Here is a 24731-nt window from a genome sequence, read left to right as displayed (position 1 = left end):
GCGGGTGCCTCAGCCGTGGTGCAGGATCTTGGCGGCCTCGTCGAGCCCTTCGGAGGTGCCGACGGCGACGAGAACGTCCCCGCCGGTGAGCAGGAAGTCGGGTGCGGGCGAGGGATGCACCTGGCCCGCGCGCATGACCGCGACCACCGACACGCCGGTGCGGCTGCGCAGAGCGGTCTCGCCGAGGGTGCGGCCGTCGAACGGCGACGGTGCCTTGATCCCCAGCGGTCTGGTGCTGATGCCGGGCACGTCGCGGTGCTCCTCGATCAGCTGCGCCACCAGTTGCGGGGCGCCCAGCAGGTTGGCCAGGGTGGCGGCCTCCTCGGCGCGCAGCGGCAGCGAGGCCAGGCAGGCGTCGGGGTCCTCGGACTTGGACACGATCAGCTCGATCGTGCCGTCGCGGTGGGTGACCACGCCCACCCGCCGGCCGTTGGCCAGGCCGAAGTCCTTCCGGACGCCGATTCCCGGCAGGGGGGTTACGTCGACGTTCACGGGGTCAACGGTAACCCACGCGGGCGGGCGGGTGACCGCCGAGGGACCGTGCGGCGGCCCCGCCGGGCGCGAGAGCGAATTATCGACTTTACTACGGAATCGGCGCCGGGAGACTGAGAAGATCATCACGCGCCACATCGATCATTTGCCCTGCGATGCCGAAAGGCCGCTCTGTAGGATGGAACCACGCACGGGGTTACATGATGTTGATTCGCTGGATGCGGTGAACTCCCCGGTCGAGCCCGACAACGATGCTTGGACCTGACACGGCGGTGACACCTATGCTCGCGGCGATTCTGGCCCATTTCGCCCTCGCGCTGGTGTTGCCCTCGGTGGCGCAGAGATGGGGGCGCGTCGCCTTCGTGGTCGGCGGTGTGCTGTCCGCCGTGGCGCTGGTCGTCCTGCTGGTCTTCTTCTCCGGAGGAGCCTTCGGCGGTGAACTGACCCAGGAATACGTCGCCTGGGCGCCCGCCATCGATCTCGGAATCAGCCTGCGAATCGACGCGCTCTCGGTTCTGCTGGCATTGCTGGTCTCCGGAATCGGCGCGCTCGTGCTTTTCTACTACGGGTGCTATGCCAAGCCGGACGACCCGAATATCGGGCGCAACGCCGCGCTGCTCGTCGCGTTCGCCGGGGCGATGCTGGGGCTCGTTCTGGTCGACGACGTCTTCTCGTTCTACCTGTTCTGGGAACTGACCACCGTGTGCTCCTTCCTGCTCGTGGGCGGGGACGGCAGGACGAGGAAGGCCAGGCGGTCGGCCACCGAGGCGTTGCTGGTGACGGCCGGGGGCGGGCTGGCGATGCTGCTGGGGCTGATCCTGCTCGCCACCGCCGCGGGCACCGTGCGGATCTCCGAGATCGTGGCCGACCCGCCGCCCGGCGGGGCGCTGGTGAGCGTGGCCGTGATCCTGCTGCTCGCGGGGGCGTTCACGAAGTCGGCCCAGTTCCCGTTCCACTTCTGGCTGCCCGCCGCGATGGTCGCCCCCACTCCGGTGAGCGCCTACCTGCACGCGGCGGCGATGGTGAAGGCCGGGGTGTACCTGGTCGCGCGATTCGCGCCGGGATTCTCGTCGTTTCCGGCGTGGTGGATTCCGGTCGTCGGGTTCGGGCTCTGGACGATGATCCTGGGCGCGTTGCGGGCCCTGCGGCAGAACGACCTCAAGACGCTGCTCGCGTTCGGCACGGTGAGCCAGCTGGGCTTTCTGACCGTGCTGGTCGGTTCGGGCGGTTTCGTCTCGGCACTGGCCGGTGCCACGCTCATTCTCGCCCACGGTCTGTTCAAGTCCACGCTGTTCCTCGTCACCGGCATCATCGACAAGCGCGCGGGCACGCGCGACGTGCGGGAACTGTCCGGGCTGGGACGCCGCTGGCCGGTACTGGCCGGGGTGGCCGCGCTCGCGCTGGCCTCGATGGCCGGTGTGCCACCGCTGCTGGGATTCGTCGGCAAGGAAGCGGCGCTGGAGGCGTACCTGCGCGGCGGGGTTCTCGGCGGCACCGTCGATGTGGTGGTGCTGATCGGGCTGGTGGTGGGTTCGGGGCTCACCGTGGCGTACAGCCTCCGGTTCCTCGTGGGCGCGTTCGGCACGCGGGCGGACCTGCCCCCGCTGGAAGTCGAGCGGCCCGGTGCGCGGTTCGTCGCTCCCGCGCTGGTTCCCGCGCTCGCGAGCCTGGTCCTCGGCGTCGTCCCGGGAGCGGTCGAGGTACTGGCCGGCCGCTACGCGGCTGCCTATCCGAGCGAGGGCGTGCGGTACCACCTCGCGCTGTGGCACGGTCTGACGCCGACGCTGGGCCTGTCGGCGCTGGTGCTGCTGGGCGGGTACGCGGCGTACCGGGCTGGCTGGGTGTTCCGCACACTCGCGGGCCGGGTGCCCACGGCGCTGCAGGCCGAGCCGACCTACCACGCGGCCATCGGCGGGCTGGACCGCACGGCGCGGTGGTTGACCGGTCGGTTGCAGGTCGGTTCCCTGCCCGTGTACCTCGGTGTCATCGTCGTCACGACCGCCGTGGTACCCGCGCTGGGACTGCTGCCGGGCCTGCACTGGCCGTCGAACCTGCGGTTCGCCGACTCGTGGACCCAGCCCGTGCTGGTGTCGCTCATGCTGGCCGGGGCGGTGACGGCGGTGCTCGCCCGCCGCAGGCTCACCGCCGTGTTGCTCACCGGGCTCGTCGGTTACTCGATCGGCGCGCTGTTCGTCGTCGAGGGTGGAGTGGACCTCGCACTGGCGCAGTTCCTCGTCGAGTCGCTCACGCTCGTGGTCTTCGTGTTCGTGCTCCGCCGGTTCCCGTCGCGGTTCAGTCACGGCCGTCCCCGGCTGCCCGCGGTGCGCTGGATCAAGGCGGGGATCGCCGCGATGGGTGGCATCGTCGTCGCGACGCTGGCGGTGCTGGTGTCGGGTTCGCGGGACGGGCTGCCGCAGACCAGTCACGAGTACATCGCCAGGGCGGAGTCCGAGGCGGGGGCCACCAACGTCGTCAACGCCATCATCGTCGACTTCAGGGCGTTCGACACGCTCGGGGAGGTCGTGGTCCTGGCGGTCGCGGCCATCGGGGCGGCGAGCCTGATCCTCGCGGCCTCCCGGCAACCCCGCCGGGGCGACGACGAACTCGCCACGGTGCCGGACGGAGCGGAACCGGAGGACCCCGGTATCGCCACGACCGGAACGCGGCAGGAGGGTGCGACGTCATGACCACTCGCGGCGTCGAGCCCGCCCAGCGCTGGTGGGACACCTGCGACCGGCCGCACGAGCACTGGTTGATGCGCGAGAGCGCGCAGACACGGTGGCCGCGCTCGCTGCTGCTGGAGGTGTGCCTGCGCATCGTCTTTCCCACGGTCCTGCTGCTGGCGATCTACCTGTTGTTCGCCGGTCACACGAGGGCGGGCGGGGGGTTCAGCGCGGGACTGGTGGCCGGGCTGGCCTTCGTCCTGCGCTACGTCGCGGGCGGGTCCGTGACGGGCTCGCGCGATTCCTGGGTGCAGCCGCCCGTCGTGATCGGCAGTGGACTCGTCGTGGTGGTGGCCAGCGCTCTCGTGCCGACCTTCTTCGGCCTGCCCGTGCTGTCCAGTGCGGTGTGGACGGTCGAGGTGCCGCTGCTGGGGAGCGTGAAGATCGCGTCGAGCCTGGCCTTCGACGTCGGCGTCTTCCTGCTCATCGTCGGTGTGGTGCTCAACCTGCTGCGCACGCTGGGCGAGGGCATCCAGCTCGGCGAACTGGAGAGTGAACTGAACGACCAGCCGGGGGACGCCTCGTGACGATCAACCTGACGATGGCGGTCGCGATCGCCGGGCTGTACACGGTGGGGTTCTACCTGCTCATGCAGCGCTCGCTGATGCGAGTGATCATCGGAATCACCATCCTGGGGCACGGGGCGAACCTGTTCCTCCAGGTCGCGGGAGGGCCGCCGGGCCAGCCGACCTTCGTGGGCACCGCGGTCGCCGAGCTGATGGTGGATCCGCTTCCCCAGGCACTGGCGCTGACCGCGATCGTCATCACCTTCGCGCTCACCACCTTCCTGCTGGCGCTGTCGTTCCGGTCCTGGGTGCTGATCGGCCACGACGAGGTCCAGGACGACGTCGAGGACCGCAGAGTCGCCGTCAGGGAGGCCCGCGCCGTGGAGGAGACCTCGGCGCCGGACACCGTCGAGGTGGCGTCGCCGGGAGAGGCCGCCGAAGCCGCCGAGGACGCGCCCGCGACGCCCCGGGAGGTCGCCCGGTGACCGTCCTGATCGCGCTGCCCGTCCTACTGCCCCTGCTGGGGGCCGCGCTGTCCCTGATCCTCGGCCGCAGGCCCGACCTCCAGCGGGTCCTCGCTCTCACCGTCCTCAGCGTGGTCGTCGTCATCGCCTCGGTGCTGGTCCACCACACCGACACCGAGGGCCCGATCGTGCTGCAACTCGGGGGCTACGCCGCGCCCTTCGGGATCACACTGGTCGCCGACCGGCTCGCGGCGCTGCTGCTGCTCGTGTCGGCCGTGGTCACCCTCGCGGTGCTGGTGTTCTCGATCGGCCAGCGCGTCACCGACTACGGCCGCGAGACGGTGTCGACCACCTTCCAGCCCGCGTACCTGGTGCTCTGCGCGGGAGTGTCGCTGGCCTACATCACCGGCGACCTGTTCAACCTGTTCGTCGCGTTCGAGATCATGCTGTCGGCGTCGTACGTGCTGATCACGCGCCGGACCTCCGCGCGCCGGGTCAGGGCGGCCATGACGTACGTGATCGTCAGCCTCACCTCGTCGCTGCTGTTCATCACGCTCATCGCACTGGTCTACGCCGCGACGGGCACGATCAACCTGGCCGAGCTCTCGCTGGCCTTCCGCGACCTGGCTCCGGGGATACAGACCAGCATCGCCCTGCTGGCCACGGTCGTGTTCGGCATCAAGGCCGCGCTCGTCCCGCTGCACTTCTGGCTACCCGACAGCTACCCCACGGCCCCCGCGCCGATCACGGCGGTGTTCGCGGGTCTGCTGACGAAGGTCGGCGTGTACGTGCTGATCCGCACCCACACGCTGATCTTCCAGAACGACACGGTGTGGAACGTCCTGCTCGTGGTCTCGATCCTCACCATGATCGTCGGGGCGCTCGGGGCCATCGCGCAGGAGGACGTCAACCGGCTGCTGTCCTTCCTGCTGGTCAGCCACATCGGCTTCATGCTCTTCGGGCTCGGCATGGCCACGGTGGTCGGCGTGACGGGAGCCATCCTCTACGTGGTCCACCACATCACCGTGCAGGCCGCGCTCTTTCTGGTGAGCGGTCTGCTGACGCGGCGGACCGGGACGGTCTCGATGCGCGAGATGTCGGGTGTCGCCCGCAGTGCCCCGCTGGTGGCGGTGCTGTTCGCGGTCCCGGCGCTGAACCTCGCGGGCATTCCGCCGTTCTCCGGGTTCATCGCCAAGATCACGCTGTTCCGTGCCGGTGCCGAGAGCGCCACGGTGTGGGCCTACGCCGCCACCGGCGCGGCCGTGCTGACCAGCTTCCTGACCCTCTACGCCATGACGAGGGTGTGGGTCGGTGCGTTCTGGGGCGCCGAACGCGAGCCGTTCCCGGACGCCGATCCGACCGACGAGGTCACCGTGGGCACCGGGCACAGCAGCATGCCGATGGTGGTCGCGTCCAGCCTGCTCGTGGTGGCCGGTGTGGTGATCAGCCTCATCGCGGGGCCGCTGGCCACCATGAGCGAGCGGGCCGCCGAGGACCTGCTCGACGGTGACCAGTACCGCACCGTGGTGCTGCCGGAAGGGGTGTCCCGATGAACACCGGAGTCCCGGACGCCCTGCGGCGTTACTCCCCGCTGCTGGCGGCCTGGCTGTTCGCGGTCTGGCTGCTGCTGTGGCGGTCGGTCGAGCCGCTCGTGCTGGTCTCGGGCGTGCTGGTCACGGCGGTGGTGCTCCTGCTGTTCCCGTTCCGGCCGGTGCGCTCGCCGCTGTTCGTGCGCCCGCACCGGCTGCTGGCACTGTGGGCCTACCTGGGTTGGGACCTGGTCAGCTCGGGGCTGCGCGTCGGGTGGGACGCCGCCCGGTCGGGGCCGAGGACCAAGGCCGTCATCGTGGAGGTCCCGATCCTGGTGGACCGCGACTTCCTCGTGGCCTCGGCCGCCAACATGCTCTCGCTGGGCCCCGGGAAGTTCGTGCTGCACATCGACCGCCCGCAGCGCTGCTTCTACGTCTACGTCCTGGGCCCGGACGGCGCGGAGGTGGAGACGCACCTGCGTGCTGCCATGGACATGCAGGTCCGGGTCGTCAAGGCATTCGGAACGGCCGACGAGATCGGTTCCGCGCTGCGCGTCCGCGACGGCGTGAGTGCGGGGGAGGGACGCCGATGACCGTCGTCTACATCGTCACGCTGGCCGTGCTCGCACTCGCGGGGCTGCTCACGCTGGTGCGGCTGGTGAAAGGACCGTGGGTGCTCGACCGGGCGATGGCACTCGACGTACTGGTCGTGCTCATCGTCGCGGGGTTCGCCGTCAACATGGCGATGACCGACTCCGTGCTCACCGTGCCGATCCTCGTGAGCACGGCACTGCTGGGCTTCGTCGGCACGCTCAGTGTCGTCCGGCTCACCGAGGGCAGGAAGGAGCACCGCTGATGCTGCGTGACATCGTCTCCAGCGTGCTGCTGCTCGGCGGGGCGCTGTTCTGCGCCGTCGGAGCGTTCGGCCTGCTGCGCTTTCCCGACCTGCTCAGCCGCCTCCAGGCCGCGACCAAGCCGCAGACCGTCGGGCTCATCATGGTGCTGTGCGGCGCGGCCCTGCAGCTGAACCTCATCGACGCGATGGGGCTGGTGCTGGTCGCCCTGGTGCAGGTGGTCACCGCCCCCGTATTGTCCCAGCTCGTCGGCAGGGCGGGCTACCGGATCGGGGCGGTGGAGCCCACCACACTGCTGCGCGACCAGCTGGGGGAGCGGTTGCGCCGGGAGGGCTATCGCTCGCCCCGGAGCCAGTCCCAGGACCGGTGAGCGGGGGCCGTTCACCCCACCGGGCACAATGAGACGCGCACACATCCGGAGTGTGCTGGAAACGATCATGGAACGGCAAGGAGTTGGCCCGGTGGTTCGAGCCCTGTGTGGCGTGGTGGCGTTGGACGGACCGTCCGGGACGGGCAAGACGACCGCGGCGCGGCGGCTGGCGAGCGGATTGGGCGCCGGGTATCTCGACACCGGCGCGATGTACCGGGTGGCGACCCTCGCGGTGCTGCGGGCCGGAGTCGCCGAGGACGACGAGACGGCCGTGGCGGCCCTGGTACGGCGTGCGGGCATCGGCGTGGGCACCGACCCGGCGGCGCCGACGGCGCGCCTCGACGGCGCCGACGTCAGCGCGCAGATCCGGACCGAGGAGGTCAACCGCGCGGTGTCCGCGGTGTCGGCGGTGCCGCAGGTCCGGGAGCTGCTCGTCGCCGAACAGCGCAAGCTCATCCGCGAGGCCGTGGAGTCGGCGGGCGGCGTCGTGGTGGACGGCCGGGACATCGGGACGGTGGTGGCTCCCGACGCACCGCTCAAGGTCTTCCTCACCGCCTCGGCCGACGTCCGGGCACGGCGGCGCAGCGCACAGGACGCGGCGGAGGGCAGGCAGTCCTCGCCCGGCACGGCCAGGGAGTCCGTGGAGCGGCGCGACCGGCTCGACTCGACCAGGGCCGTCTCGCCGCTGCGGGCGGCCGACGACGCGGTCCTGCTCGACACCTCGGAGCTGACCGTCGAGGAGGTCACGGCGAAGCTCACCGAACTGGCGGAGGGGCGCGGCCTGCTCGGTGGCGAGGTCGCGGAGACCCGGCGATGACCGGTTCCACCGGGCTGCCGCCCGGGGCGGTGCCGTGGCTGCACGAGGTGGGCCGGGTGATCGGGAGGGTGCTCTACCGGCCCGCGTACCGCCTTCGCGTCCGGGGCCTGGACCGGGTGCCGCGCACCGGGCCGGTGGTGCTCGTGGCCAACCACAGCACGATGATCGAACCGCAACTGATCTTCGGAATGTTGCCGAGGCGGGCGGTGTTCCTCGTGAAGGAGGAGATGTACACCGGCGCGGCGGGCTGGGGACTGCGCCGGATCGGCCAGATCCCGGTGCGGCGCGGGGCACCCGACCGGACGGCGCTGGCCGCCGCCACCCGCGTCCTGCGCGACGGCGGCCTCGTCGCGGTGTTTCCCGAGGGAACCCGCGGAACGGGCGAGGTGACCGACGCGCAACGCGGCGCGGCCTGGCTGGTGCGGGCCGGCGGCGCGGTGGTGCTGCCCGTGGCGGTGCGCGGCACGCTGCGCCCGCCCGGGTCGCGGCGGCGGCTGCGGCCCGTGGTGGACATCGTGGTCGGCGAGCCGTTCGCGCTCGACGTCGGGCCGGGTCGCACCGGTCTGGCGCTGGCCACCGAACGGGTCCGCGACTCGCTGGCGACGCTGGTCCGCGCCGTCGACGACGACCGGCGATCCCGGCGGAGCACACCACCGCACGGGTGATGACCGAGACCGCACCGAGGGACGATCCTCGGCGTACTGGACAGAACTAGGGAAGAGACACGCATGACCGAACTGGACGGCACCTGGTCCGACGAGGCGGAGTTCCTCCGGCTCGACGCTGCCGCGGCCGAGGAGTCGACCACCGAGCAGGGCGAGCCGCCCCAGCCGGTCGTCGCGGTCGTGGGCAGGCCGAACGTCGGCAAGTCCACGCTGGTGAACCGCATCCTGGGCCGCCGCGAAGCGGTCGTGCAGGACACACCGGGGGTGACCCGGGACCGCATCGCCTACGACGCCACCTGGCGCGGACGCCGCTTCACCCTCGTCGACACCGGCGGGTGGGAACCGAACGCCTCGGGCCTGCAGGGCTCGGTCGCGGCTCAGGCGGAGCTGGCCATGTCGGCCGCCGACGTCGTCCTCCTGGTGGTGGACGCCACCGTCGGAGCGACCGCCACCGAAGAGGCGGTCGCGAAGGTGCTGCGTCGCTCGAAGCGACCGGTGCTGCTGGCGGCCAACAAGGTCGACGACGAGCGGTTGCTCGCGGAGACGGCTTCGCTGTGGTCGCTGGGGCTCGGCGAGCCGAGGCCCGTGAGCGCACTGCACGGGCGCAGCTCCGGTGACCTGCTCGACGCCATGGTCGACGCGCTGCCGGAGGCGCCGAGGGAGCGCGACCACGTCGCGGCGGGCCCCCGGCGTGTCGCGCTCGTCGGGAAGCCGAACGTCGGCAAGTCGAGCCTGCTGAACAAGCTCACCGGCGAGCAGCGTGCCGTCGTGGACTCCGTCGCGGGCACCACGGTCGACCCGGTGGACTCGATGGTGGAACTCGACGAACAGCTGTGGCGCTTCGTCGACACGGCGGGGCTGCGCAAGCGTGTGCAGACCGCCAGCGGCGCCGAGTACTACGCCTCCCTGCGCACCCGGACCGCCATCGACGCGGCGGAGGTGGCCATCGTGCTGCTCGACGCCAGCGAACCGCTCTCGGAGCAGGACCTGCGAGTCGTCACGTCGGTCGCGGAGTCGGGCCGGGCACTCGTGCTGGCGTTCAACAAATGGGACCTGGTCGACGAGGACCGCAGGCACCAGCTCGACCGCGAGATCGACCGGGGCCTGGTGCGGGTGCCGTGGGCCGAGCGGGTCAACGTCTCGGCGCTGACCGGCCGGGCGGTGCGCAAGCTCGCCCCCGCGTTGCGCACGGCGCTGGCTTCGTGGGACCAGCGGGTTCCCACGGGACAGCTCAACAGCTGGCTCTCCGAGCTCATCGCCGCCACTCCGCCGCCGGTGCGCGGCGGCAAGCAGCCGAAGGTGCTGTTCGCGACCCAGGCCGGTGTCCGGCCGCCGACGCTCGTGCTGTTCAGCACGGGCTTTCTCGAAGCGGGGTACCGCCGGTTCGTCGAGCGCAAGTTCCGCGAGCGGTTCGGCTTCACGGGCACCCCGGTCCGGATCAACGTCCGGGTCAGGGAGAAGCGGCCGCCGAAGAAGCGTTAGAGGCCCCCAGACTGGCGCCGTGGGTGATCAGGCCGTGGTGGATGTCGGTGCGGCGTTACCAGCGGGTCAACAGCCTCCGGGAACCCAGTGCCGGTCGTGGGCAGAGGTGGCGAGCGCGGGTACTTGTCTCGCTGCCACCCTCTCCGAAAGGGGCCGGGGGCCTGCTCCACGGTGTGCCTGGCAGGCTCCCGGCCCGTGTCCTGTCAGACGCCCAGCGCGCCCACCCGCGCCCGCGTCACCGCGGTGCCCAGGCCGCCCATGTCGCGGCGCAGTTCGTTCTCGTCGTAGCGGCCACAGCCGCGGTGCCACACGAGGATGCCGGACATCCAGTTCTGCAGGTCCCTTGCGTACCCGTCGAGGGCCGCGCGGACCTGCTGCGGCAGGTCCAGGTCGTCGCACAGGGCCGGGACCTGCACGGCGAGGACGTGCTGGAACTCCCGCATGCGGCCGTCGATCAGGTCATCGACAATACGGCGGGCCTGGGCCTGCGTACAGTCCAGGAACCGTTGCACGACCAGCACCGCATTGTGGATCTCGCCCTCAAACTCGATCTCTTTGCGGAACGAGAACACGTCGTTGATCAGGCCGGCCCAGTCCGCTGCCGAGTGTTCCAGTGCCTGCACCGGACGGGAGCGGTACACCTCCTCGGGAACGACCCCGCCGTGTCCGATGCGTGACAGGCTCATCGTGAGGTCGGCGCCGAAGGTCTTGCGGCGCATCTCGATGTAGTCCACAGGCTCGGGAATCCGGCGCTGCAGCGCGTTGCCCAGTTCCCACACCCAGGAGTGCGTCATGTCGACGATGGTCTGCCGGAACGTGACCCGGGCCCCCCGCGTCATCGGCGACGCCGTGCGCACCCACAGGTCGAAAAGCGATCGTTCCATCGCCGTGTCCGCCTGCCGCGGCGGTGGTCCCATGTCCACCGGCATGAAGTCCGCCAGACCGTCGGTGTAGCGCTTCGCCGCGGCCAGGTTGCCGGTGCGCCCGAAGACGAGCGGGTAGTAGTCGTCGCCGTACGTGCCCCACGCCAGCCAGCCCGAGGTCAGGTCGAGACCATCCGGCGTGGCGTCCGGGCGGATGCCGGCCGCGCACAGCGGAAGGTCCGCCGCCCGCAGCTTCCTCTCGTCCCACACACCTTCCGCGGTGACCCCGAACTTGTGGCACCAGGTGACGAGTGTCTCCCGGGAGGCGTCCAGGTGCGGGGAGCAGCGTGCCGTGTACGGCATGCGTGGGTCCGGCTCCGGCAGGCCGCCCGCGGGCTGCTGCACGTGAGTGAAGCTGCGCAGCCGTTGCGGCATGGTGTGCGCGTACGATCCCGCCAGGCGGGCCGCGCTGGTGCCGAGGCCGGTGGGGCGGCTCGGCAGCCGGGAATCGGTGTCCGGGGCGGGACCGGACTCGCGCATGTAGCGACTGGACCGGCGGTGCCATTCGTGACCGCCGGACTGCCAGTCCTGCAGCCCCTTGGCGTAGGCGGCGATCCGCGTTTGCTCGTCGAGTGTGAGTCCGTGCTCGGCGCACAGCGGCGGTACCTCGGTGAGCGCCGTGTGTTCGAACTGGTGGAGGCGGGCGGTGAGCAGGTCGTTGACTCTGTCCGCGGCCTCCTGCGTGGTGCACTCGAGGAACGTCTCGAACACGAGTACGCCGTTTGACAGTTCGCCCTCTTCCTCCACTTCTCGTTGGTAGGAGAAGAGGTCGTTGCGCAGGTGGACGGCGTCGGAGAACGTGTCGCGCAGCACCAGCAGTGGCCGGGACGACGCCACCCGTGCGGGCACTTCGGCGTGCGCCGCGTACTCCACGAGTCCGGCTGACCAGGGGGCGCCGCCGACCTTGCGGCGCATCTCGATGTACTCCAGCGGGTTGGAGATCCGGCCGCTCTCGATGTTGGACAGTTCCCACATCGACTCGTCCAGCAGGGCGAGCGTGGCCTCGGTGAACCTCTGCCTCCAGTCGTCCGTCATGACGGGCACGGTGCGTCGCCACAGATCCGCGAGACCCGTTTCCACCGGATCGCGCGGCTCCGGCGTGGGAGCGGAGGGGGCGGCCGGCATGAAGGCCCGCAGCCGCTGCAGGTGTTCCTGCGCAGCGGCGGTGTCGCGGGTGTACTTGTACTTCTCCAGGAAGTGGTCGTCGAAGAAGAACACCCACACGTACCAATCGGTCACGGTCGCCAGCCGCTCGGCGGAGGTGTCCGGGTGGGTGTAGGCGCACAGCAGGGCGTAGTCGTGTGCGTCGAAGGCGGCGGTGTCCCAGATGCCCGAGCCCTCGAGCATGCCCATGCTTGAGGCCCAGGCCCGCGCGTGCGTGCGGGCCGTCTCCAGATGGGGGCTCAGGCGGGCCGGGTACGGCTCGTAGAACGTGGGCAGCTCGAAGGGCTTGGCCATTCTCTCGTCGCCCTCCGGTCAGTTGCGGCGGTGGTAGACCTCGACATCCTCAAGGATGCCGAGCGCGTCCGGGACCAGTACGGCGGCCGAGTAGTAGGTGGACACCAGGTAGGAGATGACGGCCTTGTCGTCGATGCCCATGAAGCGGGCGTTGAGGCCGGGCTCGATCTCGTCCGGGATGCCGGTCTGGTGCAGACCGATGACCCCCTGGTTGTCTTCTCCCAGTCGCATCGCGATGACTGAGGAAGTGCCCTGCGGGGTCACCGGGATTTTGTTGCACGGGAGGATCGGCACACCGCGCCATGCCGGTACCGACTCGCCGTTGAAGTCGGCGTTCGCCGGGTACAGTCCGCGGTGGTTCAGCTCACGGCCGATGGCGGCGATGGCCTTCGGGTGGGCCAGCATCACGCGGGTGTTGCGGCGCCGGGACAGCAGCTCGTCCAAATCGTCCGGAGTTGGTGGGCCCGCGTGGGTACGGATGCGCTGTTTGTACTCGGCGTTGTGCAGCAGACCGAACTCGCGGTTGTTGACGAGCTCGTGCTCCTGTCGCTCGCGCAGTGCCTCGACCGCGAGCCGCAGCTGCTCTTCGGTCTGGTTCATCGGCTTGTTGTACAGGTCGGCGACACGGGTGTGGACCCGCAGCACGGTCTGCGCGACTGAGAGTTCGTACTCGCGTGGCTTGAGTTCGTAGTCGACGAAGGTGCCGGACAGGGTCGGTTCGCCGACGTGGCCGGATGCCAGCGCGATGTCGGCCTCTCCTTGCTTGTTCTGCTCCTGCGCGGGCAGGGCCCGGAAGGCGGCGACGTGCGCGCGGAGCGACGGCGTGTTCTCCAGCAGCCGCTCGAAGTCTTCGCGCTGCAATTGCAGGAGGGTTCCGGAGGTCACCGCGGTGGCGGTGGCGTCCCAGGTGGCGGGCTCACCGAGCAGCGCCTCCTCGCCGAACCGGTCGCCCTCGGCGACGGTCTCCAGCACCAGGTCTTCTCCGTACTTGCCTGCGCGGGTGCGGCGGACCCTGCCGTGGGCGATGAGGCGCACGTACTGGATGTCGTCGCCCTCGCGGGCCAGCACCTGACCGGCCTCGAAGTCGTGCTGCGTGAAGGCGTCGGCCAGCGCCGACAGGGCCTCCGTGTCCTCGAAGCCGCGCAGAATGGGCAGCTCCCCGAGTTCCGGGGGGAGCACGCGGACGGTCGCGCCGGTCTGCTCGAAGTCGATCCGGCCGTCACCGACCGTGTAAGTCAGTCGGCGGTTGACGCGGTAGACGCCGCCTTCGGTCTGCACCCATGGGAGGACCTTCAGGAGCCAGCGCGAGGTGATGCCCTGCATCTGCGGGGCGGATTTGGTGGTGGTCGCGAGATTCCGTGCGGCGGCCGTGCTGAGAGACCGCGAGGGCTCTTCGGTCTCTTCGGCCGTGGACTGCGACGGCGTGGTCATGCGTGTGTCCTCCGTGGGGTATCCAGACAACCCATTTGTCGTCACGTGAGATTAATGAAGCACGACCACACCATGCAATTGAACGATCAAATAGGTCGCTTTCTCGGAAGTCTTCCGCAAGCCCACCGGCGAGATCACGCCGCCGAGCCTCACCCGGCTGAGAGTCCCTGCCGGATTGGTTTGGGAGTCGGCGCAGCAAATGAGGCTGGTGTCGCGGGTGCCACGGCGACTGATGAATGGACGGGTTTTCGGATGTGTGGCCGGGTGTGCCTCGCCAAACCCCACACTGGTGGGGTGGCGTCGCCCAGCTCTACGAACTGGGCGATGTCGCACCAACGGTTCGATCCGAGCCCACAACTCCTCCGACACGACCCCAGGCCGTTGGGCGGCCGAGGCCGGGTTGGGTTCTCACCCATCCGGGCTCCTCCTGGAGGCGGTACCCTTTGAAACTGAACGGTTCCGCGACGATGGCCTGTCGGGGTATATGACGGCCGATCCTGATGAGCTGAGCCAGGGCGCCGGTGCGACTGTGGGCGGCGCTAGTATTACCGAGATTGGAATTCTCAAGGCGTAGATGGTCTCATTCGATCACGCTCCACCACTTGAATCCTTCTGCGGGCTGGGTGATTGAGGGCTTATGCTTCGGAAACTTCAACCTCAACTCTTCATGGTTGGCGTGCTTCCTCTACTGATTTGCTCTGGTTGTGCGAGTGGAGAGCAGGGATTCGCGCAACCGAAAACTCCCATGGCGACTTCTTCGAGCGGTACAACGACGACTGGCTTGTCCTCGGCTGCGCCAGTGAGCGCGTCGATTGATCCGTGTGACTTGCTTTCGTCCGAAGATCTCGCTGAAGCTGGGAATTTTGAGCCAAAGTACGACGAAGGCGGTGGTGCGAGATCGTGCTACTGGCAGAGGAGCGGTGCTGACGGTGGCGATGGTTTCACATTCGCCGTCAATGTGCGGGACGCTCAAAGTGTCGACACGGTGAAAGACCTTGGTGCAGGACTTGTCAATCTTGAAGTGAACGAGCGTCCCGCAGTGATATCCAAGAAGCCGAAGTTCGGTGACTGTACTTTGGCGTTGAAACTCGATGAGCAATCACGGGTGGATGTAGCGATTCCAGGTGAAGACGAAACGGACGAGGCATGTGAGGTCGCCGAAACAATCGCCGGCATGATCGAACCTCGTTTACCTGGTATCCCGTGAACTGCGGAGCGTGACGCGGCGGGCGCGGTCGGTTGGCTGTTGTGCGAGGTCACAGCAGTGGCGCCCGCAGCGGGACCTCCACGAGCCCGGGTGAGCCAGCGGGGGAGCCGCCGCCCACCCACCGCGCCAGCCGCTCCGGGGTGAACAGCTCGTCGATGGCCATGAACGCCGCCCCGACGAGTCCGGCCCGGTCGCTGAGGGTGGAGCGCGTGATGCGCAGTTCGCGGGTCGCGAGCGGCAGCGAGCGCCGGTACACGGTCTCGCGCACGGCGGCCAGCAGCAGATCACCCGCGTTCGCGACGCCGCCGCCGATGATGACCAGCGCGGGATTGTAGAAGCTCACCAGGGTGGCCAGCAGGTTGCCGATGAGGCGGCCCGCCCGGGTCAGCAGCTCCACGGCCACCCGGTCCCCGCTCTGTGCGGCGCGGGAGAGGTCGGCCGCCGTGACGGTGCCGGTGCTCGCGAGTACGTCGGCGAGGAAGTGGCTGCGGCCCTCCCGCGCCGCCGCCAGCCCGTCCCGGGCCAGGGCCGCCCCGCCCGCGTACGCCTCCAGGCAGCCGGTGTTGCCACAGCGGCACACGACATCGGTGTCGTCGGCGACGGCGGCGTGCCCGATGTCGCCCGCGCAGCCCTGGCTGCCCCGGTGCAGCGTTCCTCCCGAGACGAGCCCGGCGCCGATCCCGGTGCCGATCTTGACGTAGAGCAGGTCGCGCTGCCCCCGCGCCGAGCCCGCGCGGAGTTCTCCGAGCGCCATCGTGTTGACCTCGTTGTCGACCCACACCGGCGTGTCGTAGCGGTGGGCGAGCCGGTCACGCACCGGGTAGCCGTCCCAGCCCGGCATGATCGGCGGTGCGCTGGGCCGCCCGGTGGCGAACTCCACCGGTCCCGGGAGGCCGACCCCCGCACCCCACACGGCGAGTTCGGCGTCGCCGGCCTCGGCGCGGACCCGGTCCAGCAGGTCGTCGGCGATCTCCTCCACCCGCTCCAGCACCGCGTCGGGTCCGCGCGCGATGTCCGTGGCCTCGGAGTGCTCGGCCAGTACCGTGCCCGCGAGGTCGGTGACGCCGACGCCGATGCTGGTGGCGCCGAGCTCGGCCGCGAGGATCACGCCCGCTCTCGCGCGGAACCGCAGTTCACGCGGCGCGCGGCCACCGCTCGACGGCCCCAGCGAGCCTTCCTCCAGCAGTCCGCATTCGGTGAGTTCGTTCACCCGCTGGGTCACGACGGTGCGCCCGAGCCCGGATAACCTTCCGATCTCCGGCCTGGTTCGCGCGGTCTGTGAACGCACGAGGTCGAGTACGGTGGCAAGGCTGTCGACGTGCTCGCCGACCAGCCCGACCGGCGCTGTCGTGTTCGTTCGTCCGGAATGAGGCACCTGCACCCGACCCATCTTCCACCATGTGCCACCCGGCGGTGCGGCCACGAGCGATGTGATGGGATTGAACTGGCGTCAGCAAGCGTTACGCCCTGTGCAGGCAGTGGCGGTGAAGTCAGGAGGGTCACGGTGGATCGCAATCCGGAGCAGCTCTACGACCTGGACTCCGGGGTAGGTGTGCCGGAGGACCTGGTGCTGCTCTACCACTTCGAGGGCTTCGTCGACGCGGGTTCGGCGGGCGGCACGCTCAGCGGGCACCTGCTGTCGGAGTTCGACGGCCCCGTGGTGGCCCGGTTCGACGTGGACCGGCTGCTCGACTACCGCTCGCGGCGCCCCGCTATGACGTTCGTGGCCGACCACTGGGCCGACTACGACGAGCCCGAGCTGGTCGTCCGCCTGCTCCACGACGCGGACGGGACGCCGTTTCTGCTGTTCACCGGGCCCGAGCCGGACCGCGAGTGGGAGACGTTCGTCGCCGCCGTCCGCGGGCTCGTCCAGCGCTGGGGTGTGCGGTTGTCGGTCAACGCCCACGGCATTCCCATGGGGGTGCCCCACACCCGGCCACTCGGGATCACCGCGCACGGCACCCGTCCGGAACTGGTGCGCGGCGACCGCGCCGTCTTCAACCAGGTGGAAGTGCCCGGTAACGCGGCGGCCCTGCTCGAGTACCGGCTGGGACAGGCGGGACACGACGTGGTGGGATTCGCCGCCCACGTCCCGCACTACCTGGCCCAGTCGCGCTACCCCGCGGCGGCGCTGCGGTTGTTCGACGTGGTCACCGAGGCCACCGGCCTGCGGGTGCCGCTGGCCACCCTCCGCGACGCCGCCGACGAGACCAACGCGGAGATCGACCGGCAGGTCAACGACAGTGACGAGGTCGCCGACGTGGTCGGCGCGCTGGAGCGGCAGTACGACGCCTACGCGGAGGCGAGACCGGAGAGCAATCTCCTCGCCGACACCGACGAGATGCCCAGCGGTGACGAGCTGGCGGAGCACTTCGAGCGGTTCCTGGCCGAGCGCAGGCAGGGCCCGGCGGAACCGGGGGACTGAAAACCGGATGCACACCGCGGGCGCGGTGGTGTGGGATCCGGTTCATGGCGACCGTATTGACCACACCGGGAGTGGCCGGGCTCAGCGAGACCGTGGCCGTGCTGCGGGAGTGGCAGGACGACGGGGCACCGTGGCAGTTGCATCCGGGTGATCTGGGGTGGTTCTGGCGCTTCGGTGCCGAGGCGACGGCCGCGGCGATCCGGACGTGGAGCCGAGACGGCCGGACTCTGGCCGTCGGGCTGCTGGACGGCCCCACACTGTTGCGGCTGACGATCGCGCCGGATGCGATGCGGGAGGAGGCGCTGGCGCGGCAGCTCGTCGCGGATGTGACCGAGCCGCGGCGCGGAGTCCTGCCCGCCGGGAAGGTGGCCGTCGAAGCGCCGACGGGCACGCTGTTCCACGACCTGCTGTCCCAGCACGGCTGGGACGACGCCGAGCCGTGGACACCGCTGCGCCGCGACCTCACGGAGCCCGTGCCGGACCCGGGCGTGCGAATGGAGGTGGCCGGGCCGGAGTGTGCGCCGGTGTGGGCCGCGGTACTGCGAGCCTCGTTCGACGGCTCGACGTTCACGGACGAACGCTGGCATGCGATGGCGGCCGGAGCACCGTACGCCGACGCCCGGTGCCTGGTCGCGTACGACGATCAGGACGTCGCGGTGGCGGTGGTGACCGTGTGGTCGGCCGGTCCGGGCAGGCCCGGGTTGCTGGAGCCGATGGGCGTGCACCGGGAACACCGCGGCCGGGGCCACGGCAGGGCGATCACGCTCGCCGCGGCGGCCGCGCTGCGGGAGCTGGGTGCGTCGAGCGCGATCGTGTACACCCCGAGTTCCAACGTCGGTGCCGTCACCACCTACAGGTCGGCAGGCTTTCGGCGGCTCCCCGAAATCCGGGACCGCTACCGGGATCAGTGAGGTTCTCCATCAGCGGTCGCCGGACTCGGCGCGCAGGAACGGCCGGGTGAGATGTGCCGTCGCCAGCCACGTCGGCCACTCGCCCGCCGCGTCGAGCAGCGCGCGGCGGGTGCGCCGCGCGAGCGCGGGGTCGGCCTCGAATCGGTAGGCGACGTTCGGGGCGACCAGCTGCACGGCGTGGACGAGGACGTCACCGGTGATCAGGATTTGCTCGCCGTGGTCGCGCACCAGCACGGATTGGTGGCCCGGCGTGTGACCCGGGGTCGGCACCGTCATCAGTCCTCCCCGTGCCGTGCGTGCCAGGCACACGCCGCCGCCGACGGGGTCGAGCTGCCCGCTGTCCCGCAGAGGCTCCACCACGAAGGGCAGGATCGTCTCGTCGCCGTTGCGTTCGAGCGCGCTGATCTCCGTCCGCTGCACGACGTAGCGGGCATTCGGGAAGTACGGCATCCCCTCCGGGGACACCGACCAGCCCGCGTGGTCGGCGTGCAAGTGGGTGAGGACGACGATGCGGACGTCGCCCGACCTGATCCCCGCCTCGGCCAGCCGCAGGGGCAGCTCGCCCGGCACGGGTGCCCACGCCGACGCGGGGCTGCCCTCCGGTCCCACCCCGGCGTCCACGAGCGCGTACCCGCCCGACGGAAGGCGGACGGCGAAACACCGGAAGTCCAGGTTCCACGTGCGCTCCGGACCGAAGGCGCCGGGATCGACCCGGCGCGCGCGGTCCCAGTCGTGCTCGGTGGCTCCGTCGAACGCCTCGTCCATGGTGAGGAAGAACGGGCCGTGGGCATCCAGCAGGGCGACGACCTCGAAGCCGCCGAGTCGCCGCGTTACGGTCGGCGCCGGGCCACCGTGCCCGGCCGTCGCGGCGATCGCCGGGCTGGCCGCCCCGGCCGCGGCCAGCCCGGCCGCCATTCCTCCGAGCACGACGGTGCGCCGTCGCACGTGGTGCGCCATGATGATCACTCCGTTCCCGGTCGCGATAGGTGAACAGCAGTGGAGCAGGCGGGGTGGTCTCGGTGCGACTGATTCGACGTGCGTCGAATCCCCACCGGGGGTGCGCGTGCTGACGCTCCACGTCGGCCCGGGGCGGCTCGCGCGTTCCCGGTTTGCGCTGTCGCGGCTGGCCGAGCTGTCGTGCGCGCTGGAAGTGCTGACCCACCCGGCCAGGGCACCGTTCGCGCGGGCATGGGTGGACCGCACGCGCTCCCGCCTCGATCCGCGCCGGATGGAGCTGCTGTCCGCGCTGCTGGGCGGCGCGCCCGGCACTCCGGACGGCGGGCCGACGTACGTGCCGGACTTCCTCGTGCCCTGGCCGGAGACGTACGACTCGCCCGTGGCGGCCGAGCTGGCCCGCGTCGCCCGGACCCCGGCCGACACCGTCCGGACGGAACTGCGGGCGGCGTTCGGCGCCGTGCTGCCACACGCGGTCACCGCCGTCCTCGACAGCGGCGGCGAGCGGGCCGTCGCGGAGACCTCGGCGGCTCAACTGCGCTACAGCTGGGACGTCGTGCTCGCCGACGACTGGCCCGCCCTCGAGCGGGTCCTCGACGAAGACGTGCGCGCCCGTGCCGCTGTGGCGGCCCGGGAGGGTTTCGGCGGCATCCTCGGCGGGCTGCACCCGTCGCTGTGCTGGGACGGGCAGCGGCTGACCAGGGACACCCCCGCCGAGGCGGTGCTCGCGCCCGAGCCCGGTGTCGTCTTGGCGCCGTCGGTCTTCCTGCCGTGGCCCGCGTGGTGGCACGGCAGCCCGGGACGGGTGCTGCTGGGCTATCCCGCCCGGGGGCGCGGTCGGGTGTGGGCGCCACCGGGTCCGGTGCTGGGGCCACCGGTACTGGGCGCACGGCGCATCGCGTTGCTGGCCGACCTGGCCACGCCCCGGTCAACCTCCGAACTCGCCGCCCGGCACGGCCTCAGCCCCGCCACGGTGTCCTACCACCTGCGGCGGTTGCGCACGGACGATCTCGTGACCGCCCGCAGGGACGGGCACAGCGTCGTCTACGCGCCGAACGATCGGGCGCGGGCGCTGCTCGCGGCCATGGAGTGGGACGGGCAGTGAGCCGACCCGGCCTGATCAGGGCGTGGCAGCGGGGGTGGCCGGGCGGATACCGCCGGAGCTGATCGTGATCACCCGGTGGAGCCGGGCGAGTGTGTCGGCGCGGTGTGACGCGACGAGCACAGTGCCGTCGTAGTCGGCGATGACGTCGGAGATCGCGTATTCGGTCTCGGGGTCGAGGCTCGCGGTGATCTCGTCGACCAGCAGGATTCGGGGTTCGCGGGCGAGCGCCCGGGCGAGGCAGAGGCGGGCTTGCTGTCCGCCGGACAGGCGGAGCCCGCCCTGCCCGAGTTCGTCGTCGAGGCCGGCCCAGGACCGGGCACCGACCCGATCGAGGAGCGCGGTCAGCTCGTCGTCGCGTCGTGGGCCGCTGCCGCGGACGAGGTTGTCGCGCACGGTCCCGTGGAACAGGGTGGCTTCCTGGTCGACCAGGGCGACGGCGGCGCGCAGGGACACGTCGTCGAGTTCGGTGAGCGGGATGCCCGTGCCGTCGTCGCCGACGAGTTCGATGCCGCCTGAGTCGGGATCCCGCAGCCGGGCGGCCAAGGCGATGATCGTGCTCTTGCCCGAGCCGGACGGACCGGCCACACCGACGTGCTCGCCCGCGGCGATCTCGGCCGACCAGCCGTTCAGCGTCGGAGGTCGATCCTCATAGGAGAACGACACGTCGGCGAAGCGCAGCCCGAGCGGCCCGTCGGGCAGCGGTCGCGGTGCTGTGGGTGCCGTGACGACCGGGGCTCGGTGCAGGCCGGTCGCGACGCGCTGTGCGCTGGCGATCAGCGGGTGCAGCTGCGTGAGGGTGGTCGTGGCGTCGGTGGCCGCCGAGACACCGGCGAGGGCGATCGCGACCAGCGCGGGCAGCACGGCGGGCGACAGTCGCGCCTGCTCGGTGTCGGAGAGCATCCCCGCGGCGATGCCGCTGGTGGCGATCACGCCGATGACGACCGCGGTGACGAGGAACTCGCGGACGGCGTTGGCCTGTTGGGTCAGCAGTTCACGGCGCCGCGTGATCGTGGTGGCCCGGGCGGTGGTGTGGCCGGCGTCGTCGATGACGCGGGAGGCGAGGTTGTAGGCGAGAACCTCGCGCAGGGCGCCGAGCGCGTCGACGATCCGCGCGGACAGGGCCGAGCGTTCGTGTTGTTCGTCCGCACCGAGGTGCCGGATGGCGCGTGCCCGGTACCACGCGCTGCCGGCCACGAGAAGGCTGCCGACGAGCAGGACCAGTCCGGCCTCGGGCAGGAGCACCAGCGCGGTGATCACCGAGGTGAGCAGGACGGTGGCGGACGTGCCGAGCTGCGCGACGGTGTGGGCGTAGAAGAACTCGAGCCGCTCGATGTCGCCCATCGCCACGCTCGCGGCGCGTCCGGAGTGCTCGCGGCGCCTGCCGGGCACGCTGCGAGCGTAGGCGTCGAACAGCGCCATGCGCAGGCGTGCCAGGACCCGGTAGGCGAGGGCGTGGGAGACGTCCATCTCGTGCCACGTGAGCACGGTACGCACCACAGTCAGTCCGATCAGGACGATCCACAGCGCGGGACCGGGCAGCGTGCGGTCGATCACGGCGTGCCCGACCGCCCATGCGCTCACCACCGAGAGCCCGGTCAGCGCGAGGGCACTGGCCGTGCCGACCAGGTAGCTCCGGACCATGCCGCGCCGTTCCGGCCGCAGTGCGGGCAGCAGGGCACCGAAGGCGCGCGCGGGAGAGGAGTTCACGGGGTGCTCCTGTCGAGCGGAGGTGCGGCGAGTGACACCAGCTCGGCCACGTCGGCGAGCGTCTCGGGCCGGTGGCTGATCATGATCACGATGCGGTCGCGGGCGACCCGGTGCAGGGTCCGGGTCACGTCCGCGGCCCGGTCGGTATCCAGGGCGCTGGTCGGCTCGTCGACGAGCAGGACCGGCCGCCGCGCGAGCAGCGCGCGCGCCAGGGCGAGGCGCTGCCGCTGCCCGCCCGACAGGCTCGATCCGGCTTCGGCGACCTCGGTGTCGAGCCCGTGGGGGAACGTCTCGATCTCGGCCATGATCCCGGCGGCGCGGCAGGCGTCCTCGAGTTCGGACTCCGCCGGGGTGCCGGTGACGGCGAGGTTGTCGCGGATGGTGCCCGCGAAGAGCACGGGCCGTTGCGAGACCACCGCGATGTCGCCGTCGCGCACCGGGCGTCCGTCGAGCTCGATCCGCCCGGCTTCGGGCGAGAGGAACCCGAGGAGGAGATCGAACAGCGTCGACTTGCCCGCTCCGGAAGGGCCGACGACCGCGCTGAGGGCACCGCGGCGCGCCGTGAGGTCGAGCCGGTCGAGTACCGGACGGCCCATGCCGGGGTAGCGAAAGGTCAGCCCGCTCACGCGCAGCTCGGTCGCGTCCGGTGCCGCGGCGGGCCGCTCTGTCCGCCTGTCCTCCGTGGTGGGCGTGGGGTCGGTGAACGCTGCGAGGGCGGCGAGCCCGGGGATCGCGGTCAGCCCGAGAAAGCCGGCGTGCCAGTGCCGGGAGAGGTCGCGGACGGGCCGGAACGCCTCGGAGGCGAGCAACAGGATCGCGTACACCTCCAGCGTCGGGGAGACTCCGGTGGCCGCGTGGGCGAGGGCGGTGAGGGTGGCCGCGACGACACCGGCCTGGACACCGAAGTCCGTGATGCCCGTCCCGGCCAGGGAGGCACGCATGACCCGCTCGGTGGCGCGGCGGAGTGCTTCGGACCGGGCGTGGAGGCGCTGCCGGGTACCGGGGACGTCGCCGAGGGCGCGCAGTGTGGCCATGCCCCGCAGGGATTCGAGCAGGTCGGCGCTGAGGGACTCGTAGCTGTCCCAGTGCTGGACGCCGCGCCGGGCGCTCACCCGGTTCCAGGCCACCGGGCCCGCCAGCGCGAGCACCACACCGAGGCCCACGCACACGCCGGCCCACGGGGAGAGCAAGAGCAGGGCGACGACCACGAGCGGGCAGGTGAGAGCGACCTGGGCGACGGCGGGCAGGTACTTCGACACGTACGCGTCGGTGCCGTCGATGCCGTCGCTCAGGGCGGCGCGTACCGACCCGTCCCGGGTATCCGTGTCGTGCAGCCGGGCGGGCACCAGGGCGGCCCGCATCGCTCTGCGGCGCAGCGCCTGCCGCACGTGCCCGCCGAGGCGCGCCGCCGCCGCGGTCTGCGCCAGCGAGAGCACCAGCCGGGCCAGCGCGATCCCGGCGATCGACGCCAGCGCCACGAGCACGTCCCCGCCCCGCCCGCTCAGCACCGCCGACATCGCCAATGCGATCGCCACGGCCTGCGCGACGTGCGTGGCGGACACCAGGACCAACAGTCCGATACTCGACGCCAACGGGGCAGGGAACCGAGCCGCTTCGCGCCACAGCTCGCGCACGATCATCATGGGCGATCCCTGCCCGGCAGCATGGCCAGGGCATGCACGATCCACCGCCCGTCGCGGGCCGCGAACCCGGAGACGGGCCTGCACCGCCAGCGACCCGAGCGCGCTGCCTCGTAGCATTCCGACGCCGCGCCGCGGTGGGCACTCCAGAGTGCGGTGGCGACGTCGGGAGCCGACGCCCCGGACGCGACCGACCACGCTCGCACCCGGGCCGCGCCGCGCACCCACCCCTGACCCGACGCACGGGCGACGTCCTCGGTGCGCCGGTCGCGCACGCGCGGGACCCGGTCCTCGAACTCGCGAAGCGCGGGTGAACGCCGCGCGCCCAGCGCCTCCGACCGGTCGGCCGCGACCGTCCAGGCGGCGGGCAGGTCGAGGGCCGCCAGCGGGATCTCGGGAACGAGCCCGCGCGCGAGCCACCGCTCGTGGTCCGCACCCGGCGCGACGCCGAGCAGCTCCCTGATCCGCCCGCTGGGGCCGAGCGTGACCGGCATGGCGCGGGTGGCGAGCAGGAACTCGACGGCGGCCAGTGCGTAGGCGACGTCGGCGATCCAGAGCGGCCAGCAGCGGTGGCGGTACCGCCCGAAACTGCGACCCGGCTGGACGGTCAAAATCAGCCGGGTGCCCGGCGTACTCGCGGCCGGGCCGGTCCAGCCCGCATCCTGTTCCCGTGCTTCGTCGCGGCGCAGCAGCGTGGCCCGCTCGTGGTCGTAGACGTACCGTCCCGCTTCCAGCTCCCCGCCCCCGGACCTGCCGACGACCAGGTGGGTCTGCACGGGATAGGCGGCGCCCGCCGACGGCACGGGCCGCTGCCGGATGTCGCTGGCCGTCCCGTCCAGGAGACGATGGGTGCCGGTGCCGCGCCACAGTCCCTCGAGCAGCCGCCGCTCCCGGTCGGGCAGGCGCACCGGGACGGCCCCCGCGACGTGCCACGGGTTCACCCGTGGACCGGGGGGAACGGGTGGCCCGGGAGTCTCGACCGTGGTCGTGCGCGTGAGCGCGGCGGGGAGGTCGAGCGCCGGAGGAGTGCGCCCCGGCGGTGCGGCGTCTGCGAACGGAGGGGTCATC

22 protein-coding genes are annotated in these 24731 nt (G+C 71.2%); 14 read left to right on the top strand and 8 right to left on the bottom strand.

The genetic code is table 11. The features are described from left to right. Window positions 1-9 precede the first annotated feature (9 nt). Complete coding sequence (locus tag FFT09_RS20865; protein ID WP_024877477.1) at window positions 10-492, bottom strand: cation:proton antiporter regulatory subunit; 483 nt, start codon at window positions 490-492, stop codon at window positions 10-12. 281 nt (window positions 493-773) lie between these two features. On the opposite strand from FFT09_RS20865, the gene mbhE reads away from it, so the two are divergent. The 10 genes from mbhE to der all read left to right on the top strand — a co-directional run bounded on the left by mbhE (window position 774) and on the right by der (window position 9902). After that, a complete protein-coding gene (gene mbhE / locus FFT09_RS20860) occupies window positions 774-3179 on the top strand; it encodes a hydrogen gas-evolving membrane-bound hydrogenase subunit E (protein WP_138383747.1) in 2406 nt (801 codons plus the stop codon). Next, complete coding sequence (locus tag FFT09_RS20855) at window positions 3176-3742, top strand: MnhB domain-containing protein (protein WP_081190377.1); 567 nt, start codon at window positions 3176-3178, stop codon at window positions 3740-3742. The genes mbhE and FFT09_RS20855 overlap by 4 nt, the downstream gene beginning before the upstream one ends. Beyond that, complete coding sequence (locus FFT09_RS20850) at window positions 3739-4206, top strand: Na(+)/H(+) antiporter subunit C (protein WP_024877480.1); 468 nt, start codon at window positions 3739-3741, stop codon at window positions 4204-4206. The genes FFT09_RS20855 and FFT09_RS20850 overlap by 4 nt, the downstream gene beginning before the upstream one ends. Continuing rightward, window positions 4203-5738, top strand: a complete 1536-nt coding sequence (locus FFT09_RS20845; RefSeq protein WP_138383746.1) for a Na+/H+ antiporter subunit D — start codon at window positions 4203-4205, stop codon at window positions 5736-5738. Before FFT09_RS20850 ends, FFT09_RS20845 begins: the two co-directional genes overlap by 4 nt. Next, entirely contained in the window at window positions 5735-6307 is a 573-nt protein-coding gene (locus tag FFT09_RS20840) for a Na+/H+ antiporter subunit E (RefSeq protein WP_081190375.1), read from the top strand. The genes FFT09_RS20845 and FFT09_RS20840 overlap by 4 nt, the downstream gene beginning before the upstream one ends. Continuing rightward, entirely contained in the window at window positions 6304-6570 is a 267-nt protein-coding gene (locus FFT09_RS20835; RefSeq protein ID WP_024877483.1) for an MrpF/PhaF family protein, read from the top strand. Before FFT09_RS20840 ends, FFT09_RS20835 begins: the two co-directional genes overlap by 4 nt. Next, window positions 6570-6938 carry a monovalent cation/H(+) antiporter subunit G gene (mnhG, locus tag FFT09_RS20830; protein WP_081190374.1) on the top strand — a complete coding sequence of 123 codons (369 nt, stop codon included), beginning with the start codon at window positions 6570-6572 and terminating at the stop codon, window positions 6936-6938. Before FFT09_RS20835 ends, mnhG begins: the two co-directional genes overlap by 1 nt. A gap of 91 nt (window positions 6939-7029) precedes the next feature. Next, window positions 7030-7755: a (d)CMP kinase gene (gene cmk / locus FFT09_RS20825; protein WP_138383745.1), complete on the top strand. Its 726-nt coding sequence runs from the start codon at window positions 7030-7032 to the stop codon at window positions 7753-7755. Next, the gene (locus FFT09_RS20820; protein WP_081190372.1) at window positions 7752-8420 is read left to right on the top strand and encodes a lysophospholipid acyltransferase family protein; all 669 of its coding nucleotides are present in this window, start codon (window positions 7752-7754) and stop codon (window positions 8418-8420) included. Before cmk ends, FFT09_RS20820 begins: the two co-directional genes overlap by 4 nt. A gap of 63 nt (window positions 8421-8483) precedes the next feature. Next, window positions 8484-9902, top strand: coding sequence for a ribosome biogenesis GTPase Der (gene der / locus FFT09_RS20815; RefSeq protein WP_081190371.1), 1419 nt, complete (start codon window positions 8484-8486; stop codon window positions 9900-9902). A gap of 203 nt (window positions 9903-10105) precedes the next feature. Here the strand turns inward: der and FFT09_RS20810 are convergent, their stop codons facing one another. Further along, a complete protein-coding gene (locus FFT09_RS20810; protein WP_138383744.1) occupies window positions 10106-12283 on the bottom strand; it encodes a terpene synthase family protein in 2178 nt (725 codons plus the stop codon). An 18-nt stretch (window positions 12284-12301) separates the two neighbouring features. After that, window positions 12302-13714: a family 2B encapsulin nanocompartment shell protein gene (locus FFT09_RS20805; protein ID WP_081190369.1), complete on the bottom strand. Its 1413-nt coding sequence runs from the start codon at window positions 13712-13714 to the stop codon at window positions 12302-12304. 637 nt (window positions 13715-14351) lie between these two features. Here FFT09_RS20805 and FFT09_RS20800 point away from each other — a divergent pair. After that, a complete protein-coding gene (locus tag FFT09_RS20800) occupies window positions 14352-14921 on the top strand; it encodes a DUF3558 domain-containing protein (protein ID WP_138383743.1) in 570 nt (189 codons plus the stop codon). A gap of 49 nt (window positions 14922-14970) precedes the next feature. On the opposite strand, the gene FFT09_RS20795 is transcribed toward FFT09_RS20800, so the two are convergent. Continuing rightward, the gene (locus FFT09_RS20795) at window positions 14971-16311 is read right to left on the bottom strand and encodes an ROK family protein (RefSeq protein ID WP_138383742.1); all 1341 of its coding nucleotides are present in this window, start codon (window positions 16309-16311) and stop codon (window positions 14971-14973) included. A gap of 114 nt (window positions 16312-16425) precedes the next feature. On the opposite strand from FFT09_RS20795, the gene FFT09_RS20790 reads away from it, so the two are divergent. Next, window positions 16426-17346 carry a proteasome assembly chaperone family protein gene (locus FFT09_RS20790; protein WP_081190366.1) on the top strand — a complete coding sequence of 307 codons (921 nt, stop codon included), beginning with the start codon at window positions 16426-16428 and terminating at the stop codon, window positions 17344-17346. A 44-nt stretch (window positions 17347-17390) separates the two neighbouring features. Then, window positions 17391-18257, top strand: coding sequence for a GNAT family N-acetyltransferase (locus FFT09_RS20785; protein ID WP_138383741.1), 867 nt, complete (start codon window positions 17391-17393; stop codon window positions 18255-18257). Between the two features lie 9 nt (window positions 18258-18266). Here FFT09_RS20785 and FFT09_RS20780 read toward each other — a convergent pair whose 3' ends face one another. Further along, window positions 18267-19214: an MBL fold metallo-hydrolase gene (locus FFT09_RS20780; protein WP_138383740.1), complete on the bottom strand. Its 948-nt coding sequence runs from the start codon at window positions 19212-19214 to the stop codon at window positions 18267-18269. Between the two features lie 106 nt (window positions 19215-19320). Between FFT09_RS20780 and FFT09_RS20775 the strand changes: the two genes are divergently transcribed. After that, the gene (locus FFT09_RS20775; RefSeq protein ID WP_138383739.1) at window positions 19321-20316 is read left to right on the top strand and encodes a helix-turn-helix domain-containing protein; all 996 of its coding nucleotides are present in this window, start codon (window positions 19321-19323) and stop codon (window positions 20314-20316) included. 15 nt (window positions 20317-20331) lie between these two features. Here the strand turns inward: FFT09_RS20775 and FFT09_RS20770 are convergent, their stop codons facing one another. From FFT09_RS20770 to FFT09_RS20760, 3 genes are read right to left on the bottom strand one after another with little or no spacing between them, the layout of a single operon-like run. Next, complete coding sequence (locus FFT09_RS20770) at window positions 20332-22023, bottom strand: ABC transporter ATP-binding protein (protein ID WP_208544483.1); 1692 nt, start codon at window positions 22021-22023, stop codon at window positions 20332-20334. Beyond that, window positions 22020-23666 (bottom strand): ABC transporter ATP-binding protein/permease, encoded by a 1647-nt coding sequence (locus FFT09_RS20765; RefSeq protein ID WP_138383738.1) that lies wholly within the window; start codon window positions 23664-23666, stop codon window positions 22020-22022. The genes FFT09_RS20770 and FFT09_RS20765 overlap by 4 nt, the downstream gene beginning before the upstream one ends. Beyond that, the gene (locus FFT09_RS20760) at window positions 23663-24730 is read right to left on the bottom strand and encodes a nitroreductase family protein (RefSeq protein ID WP_138383737.1); all 1068 of its coding nucleotides are present in this window, start codon (window positions 24728-24730) and stop codon (window positions 23663-23665) included. Before FFT09_RS20760 ends, FFT09_RS20765 begins: the two co-directional genes overlap by 4 nt. Between the last annotated feature and the right edge of the window lies 1 nt (window position 24731).

Source organism: Saccharomonospora piscinae (assembly GCF_005862235.1).
GTDB classification, from domain to species: Bacteria; Actinomycetota; Actinomycetes; order Mycobacteriales; family Pseudonocardiaceae; genus Saccharomonospora; species Saccharomonospora piscinae.
This window is presented reverse-complemented; position numbering and strand designations above follow the sequence as displayed.

Coding starts and splice junctions, on each gene's coding strand:
- mbhE (WP_138383747.1), top strand. CDS start 774: ATGCTCGCGGCGATTCTGGCCCATTTCGCCCTCGCGCTGGTGTTGCCC.
- FFT09_RS20855 (WP_081190377.1), top strand. CDS start 3,176: ATGACCACTCGCGGCGTCGAGCCCGCCCAGCGCTGGTGGGACACCTGC.
- FFT09_RS20840 (WP_081190375.1), top strand. CDS start 5,735: ATGAACACCGGAGTCCCGGACGCCCTGCGGCGTTACTCCCCGCTGCTG.
- FFT09_RS20835 (WP_024877483.1), top strand. CDS start 6,304: ATGACCGTCGTCTACATCGTCACGCTGGCCGTGCTCGCACTCGCGGGG.
- mnhG (WP_081190374.1), top strand. CDS start 6,570: ATGCTGCGTGACATCGTCTCCAGCGTGCTGCTGCTCGGCGGGGCGCTG.
- FFT09_RS20820 (WP_081190372.1), top strand. CDS start 7,752: ATGACCGGTTCCACCGGGCTGCCGCCCGGGGCGGTGCCGTGGCTGCAC.
- der (WP_081190371.1), top strand. CDS start 8,484: ATGACCGAACTGGACGGCACCTGGTCCGACGAGGCGGAGTTCCTCCGG.
- FFT09_RS20810 (WP_138383744.1), bottom strand. CDS start 12,283: ATGGCCAAGCCCTTCGAGCTGCCCACGTTCTACGAGCCGTACCCGGCC.
- FFT09_RS20805 (WP_081190369.1), bottom strand. CDS start 13,714: ATGACCACGCCGTCGCAGTCCACGGCCGAAGAGACCGAAGAGCCCTCG.
- FFT09_RS20800 (WP_138383743.1), top strand. CDS start 14,352: ATGCTTCGGAAACTTCAACCTCAACTCTTCATGGTTGGCGTGCTTCCT.
- FFT09_RS20795 (WP_138383742.1), bottom strand. CDS start 16,311: ATGGGTCGGGTGCAGGTGCCTCATTCCGGACGAACGAACACGACAGCG.
- FFT09_RS20785 (WP_138383741.1), top strand. CDS start 17,391: ATGGCGACCGTATTGACCACACCGGGAGTGGCCGGGCTCAGCGAGACC.
- FFT09_RS20780 (WP_138383740.1), bottom strand. CDS start 19,214: ATGGCGCACCACGTGCGACGGCGCACCGTCGTGCTCGGAGGAATGGCG.
- FFT09_RS20765 (WP_138383738.1), bottom strand. CDS start 23,666: ATGATGATCGTGCGCGAGCTGTGGCGCGAAGCGGCTCGGTTCCCTGCC.
- FFT09_RS20760 (WP_138383737.1), bottom strand. CDS start 24,730: ATGACCCCTCCGTTCGCAGACGCCGCACCGCCGGGGCGCACTCCTCCG.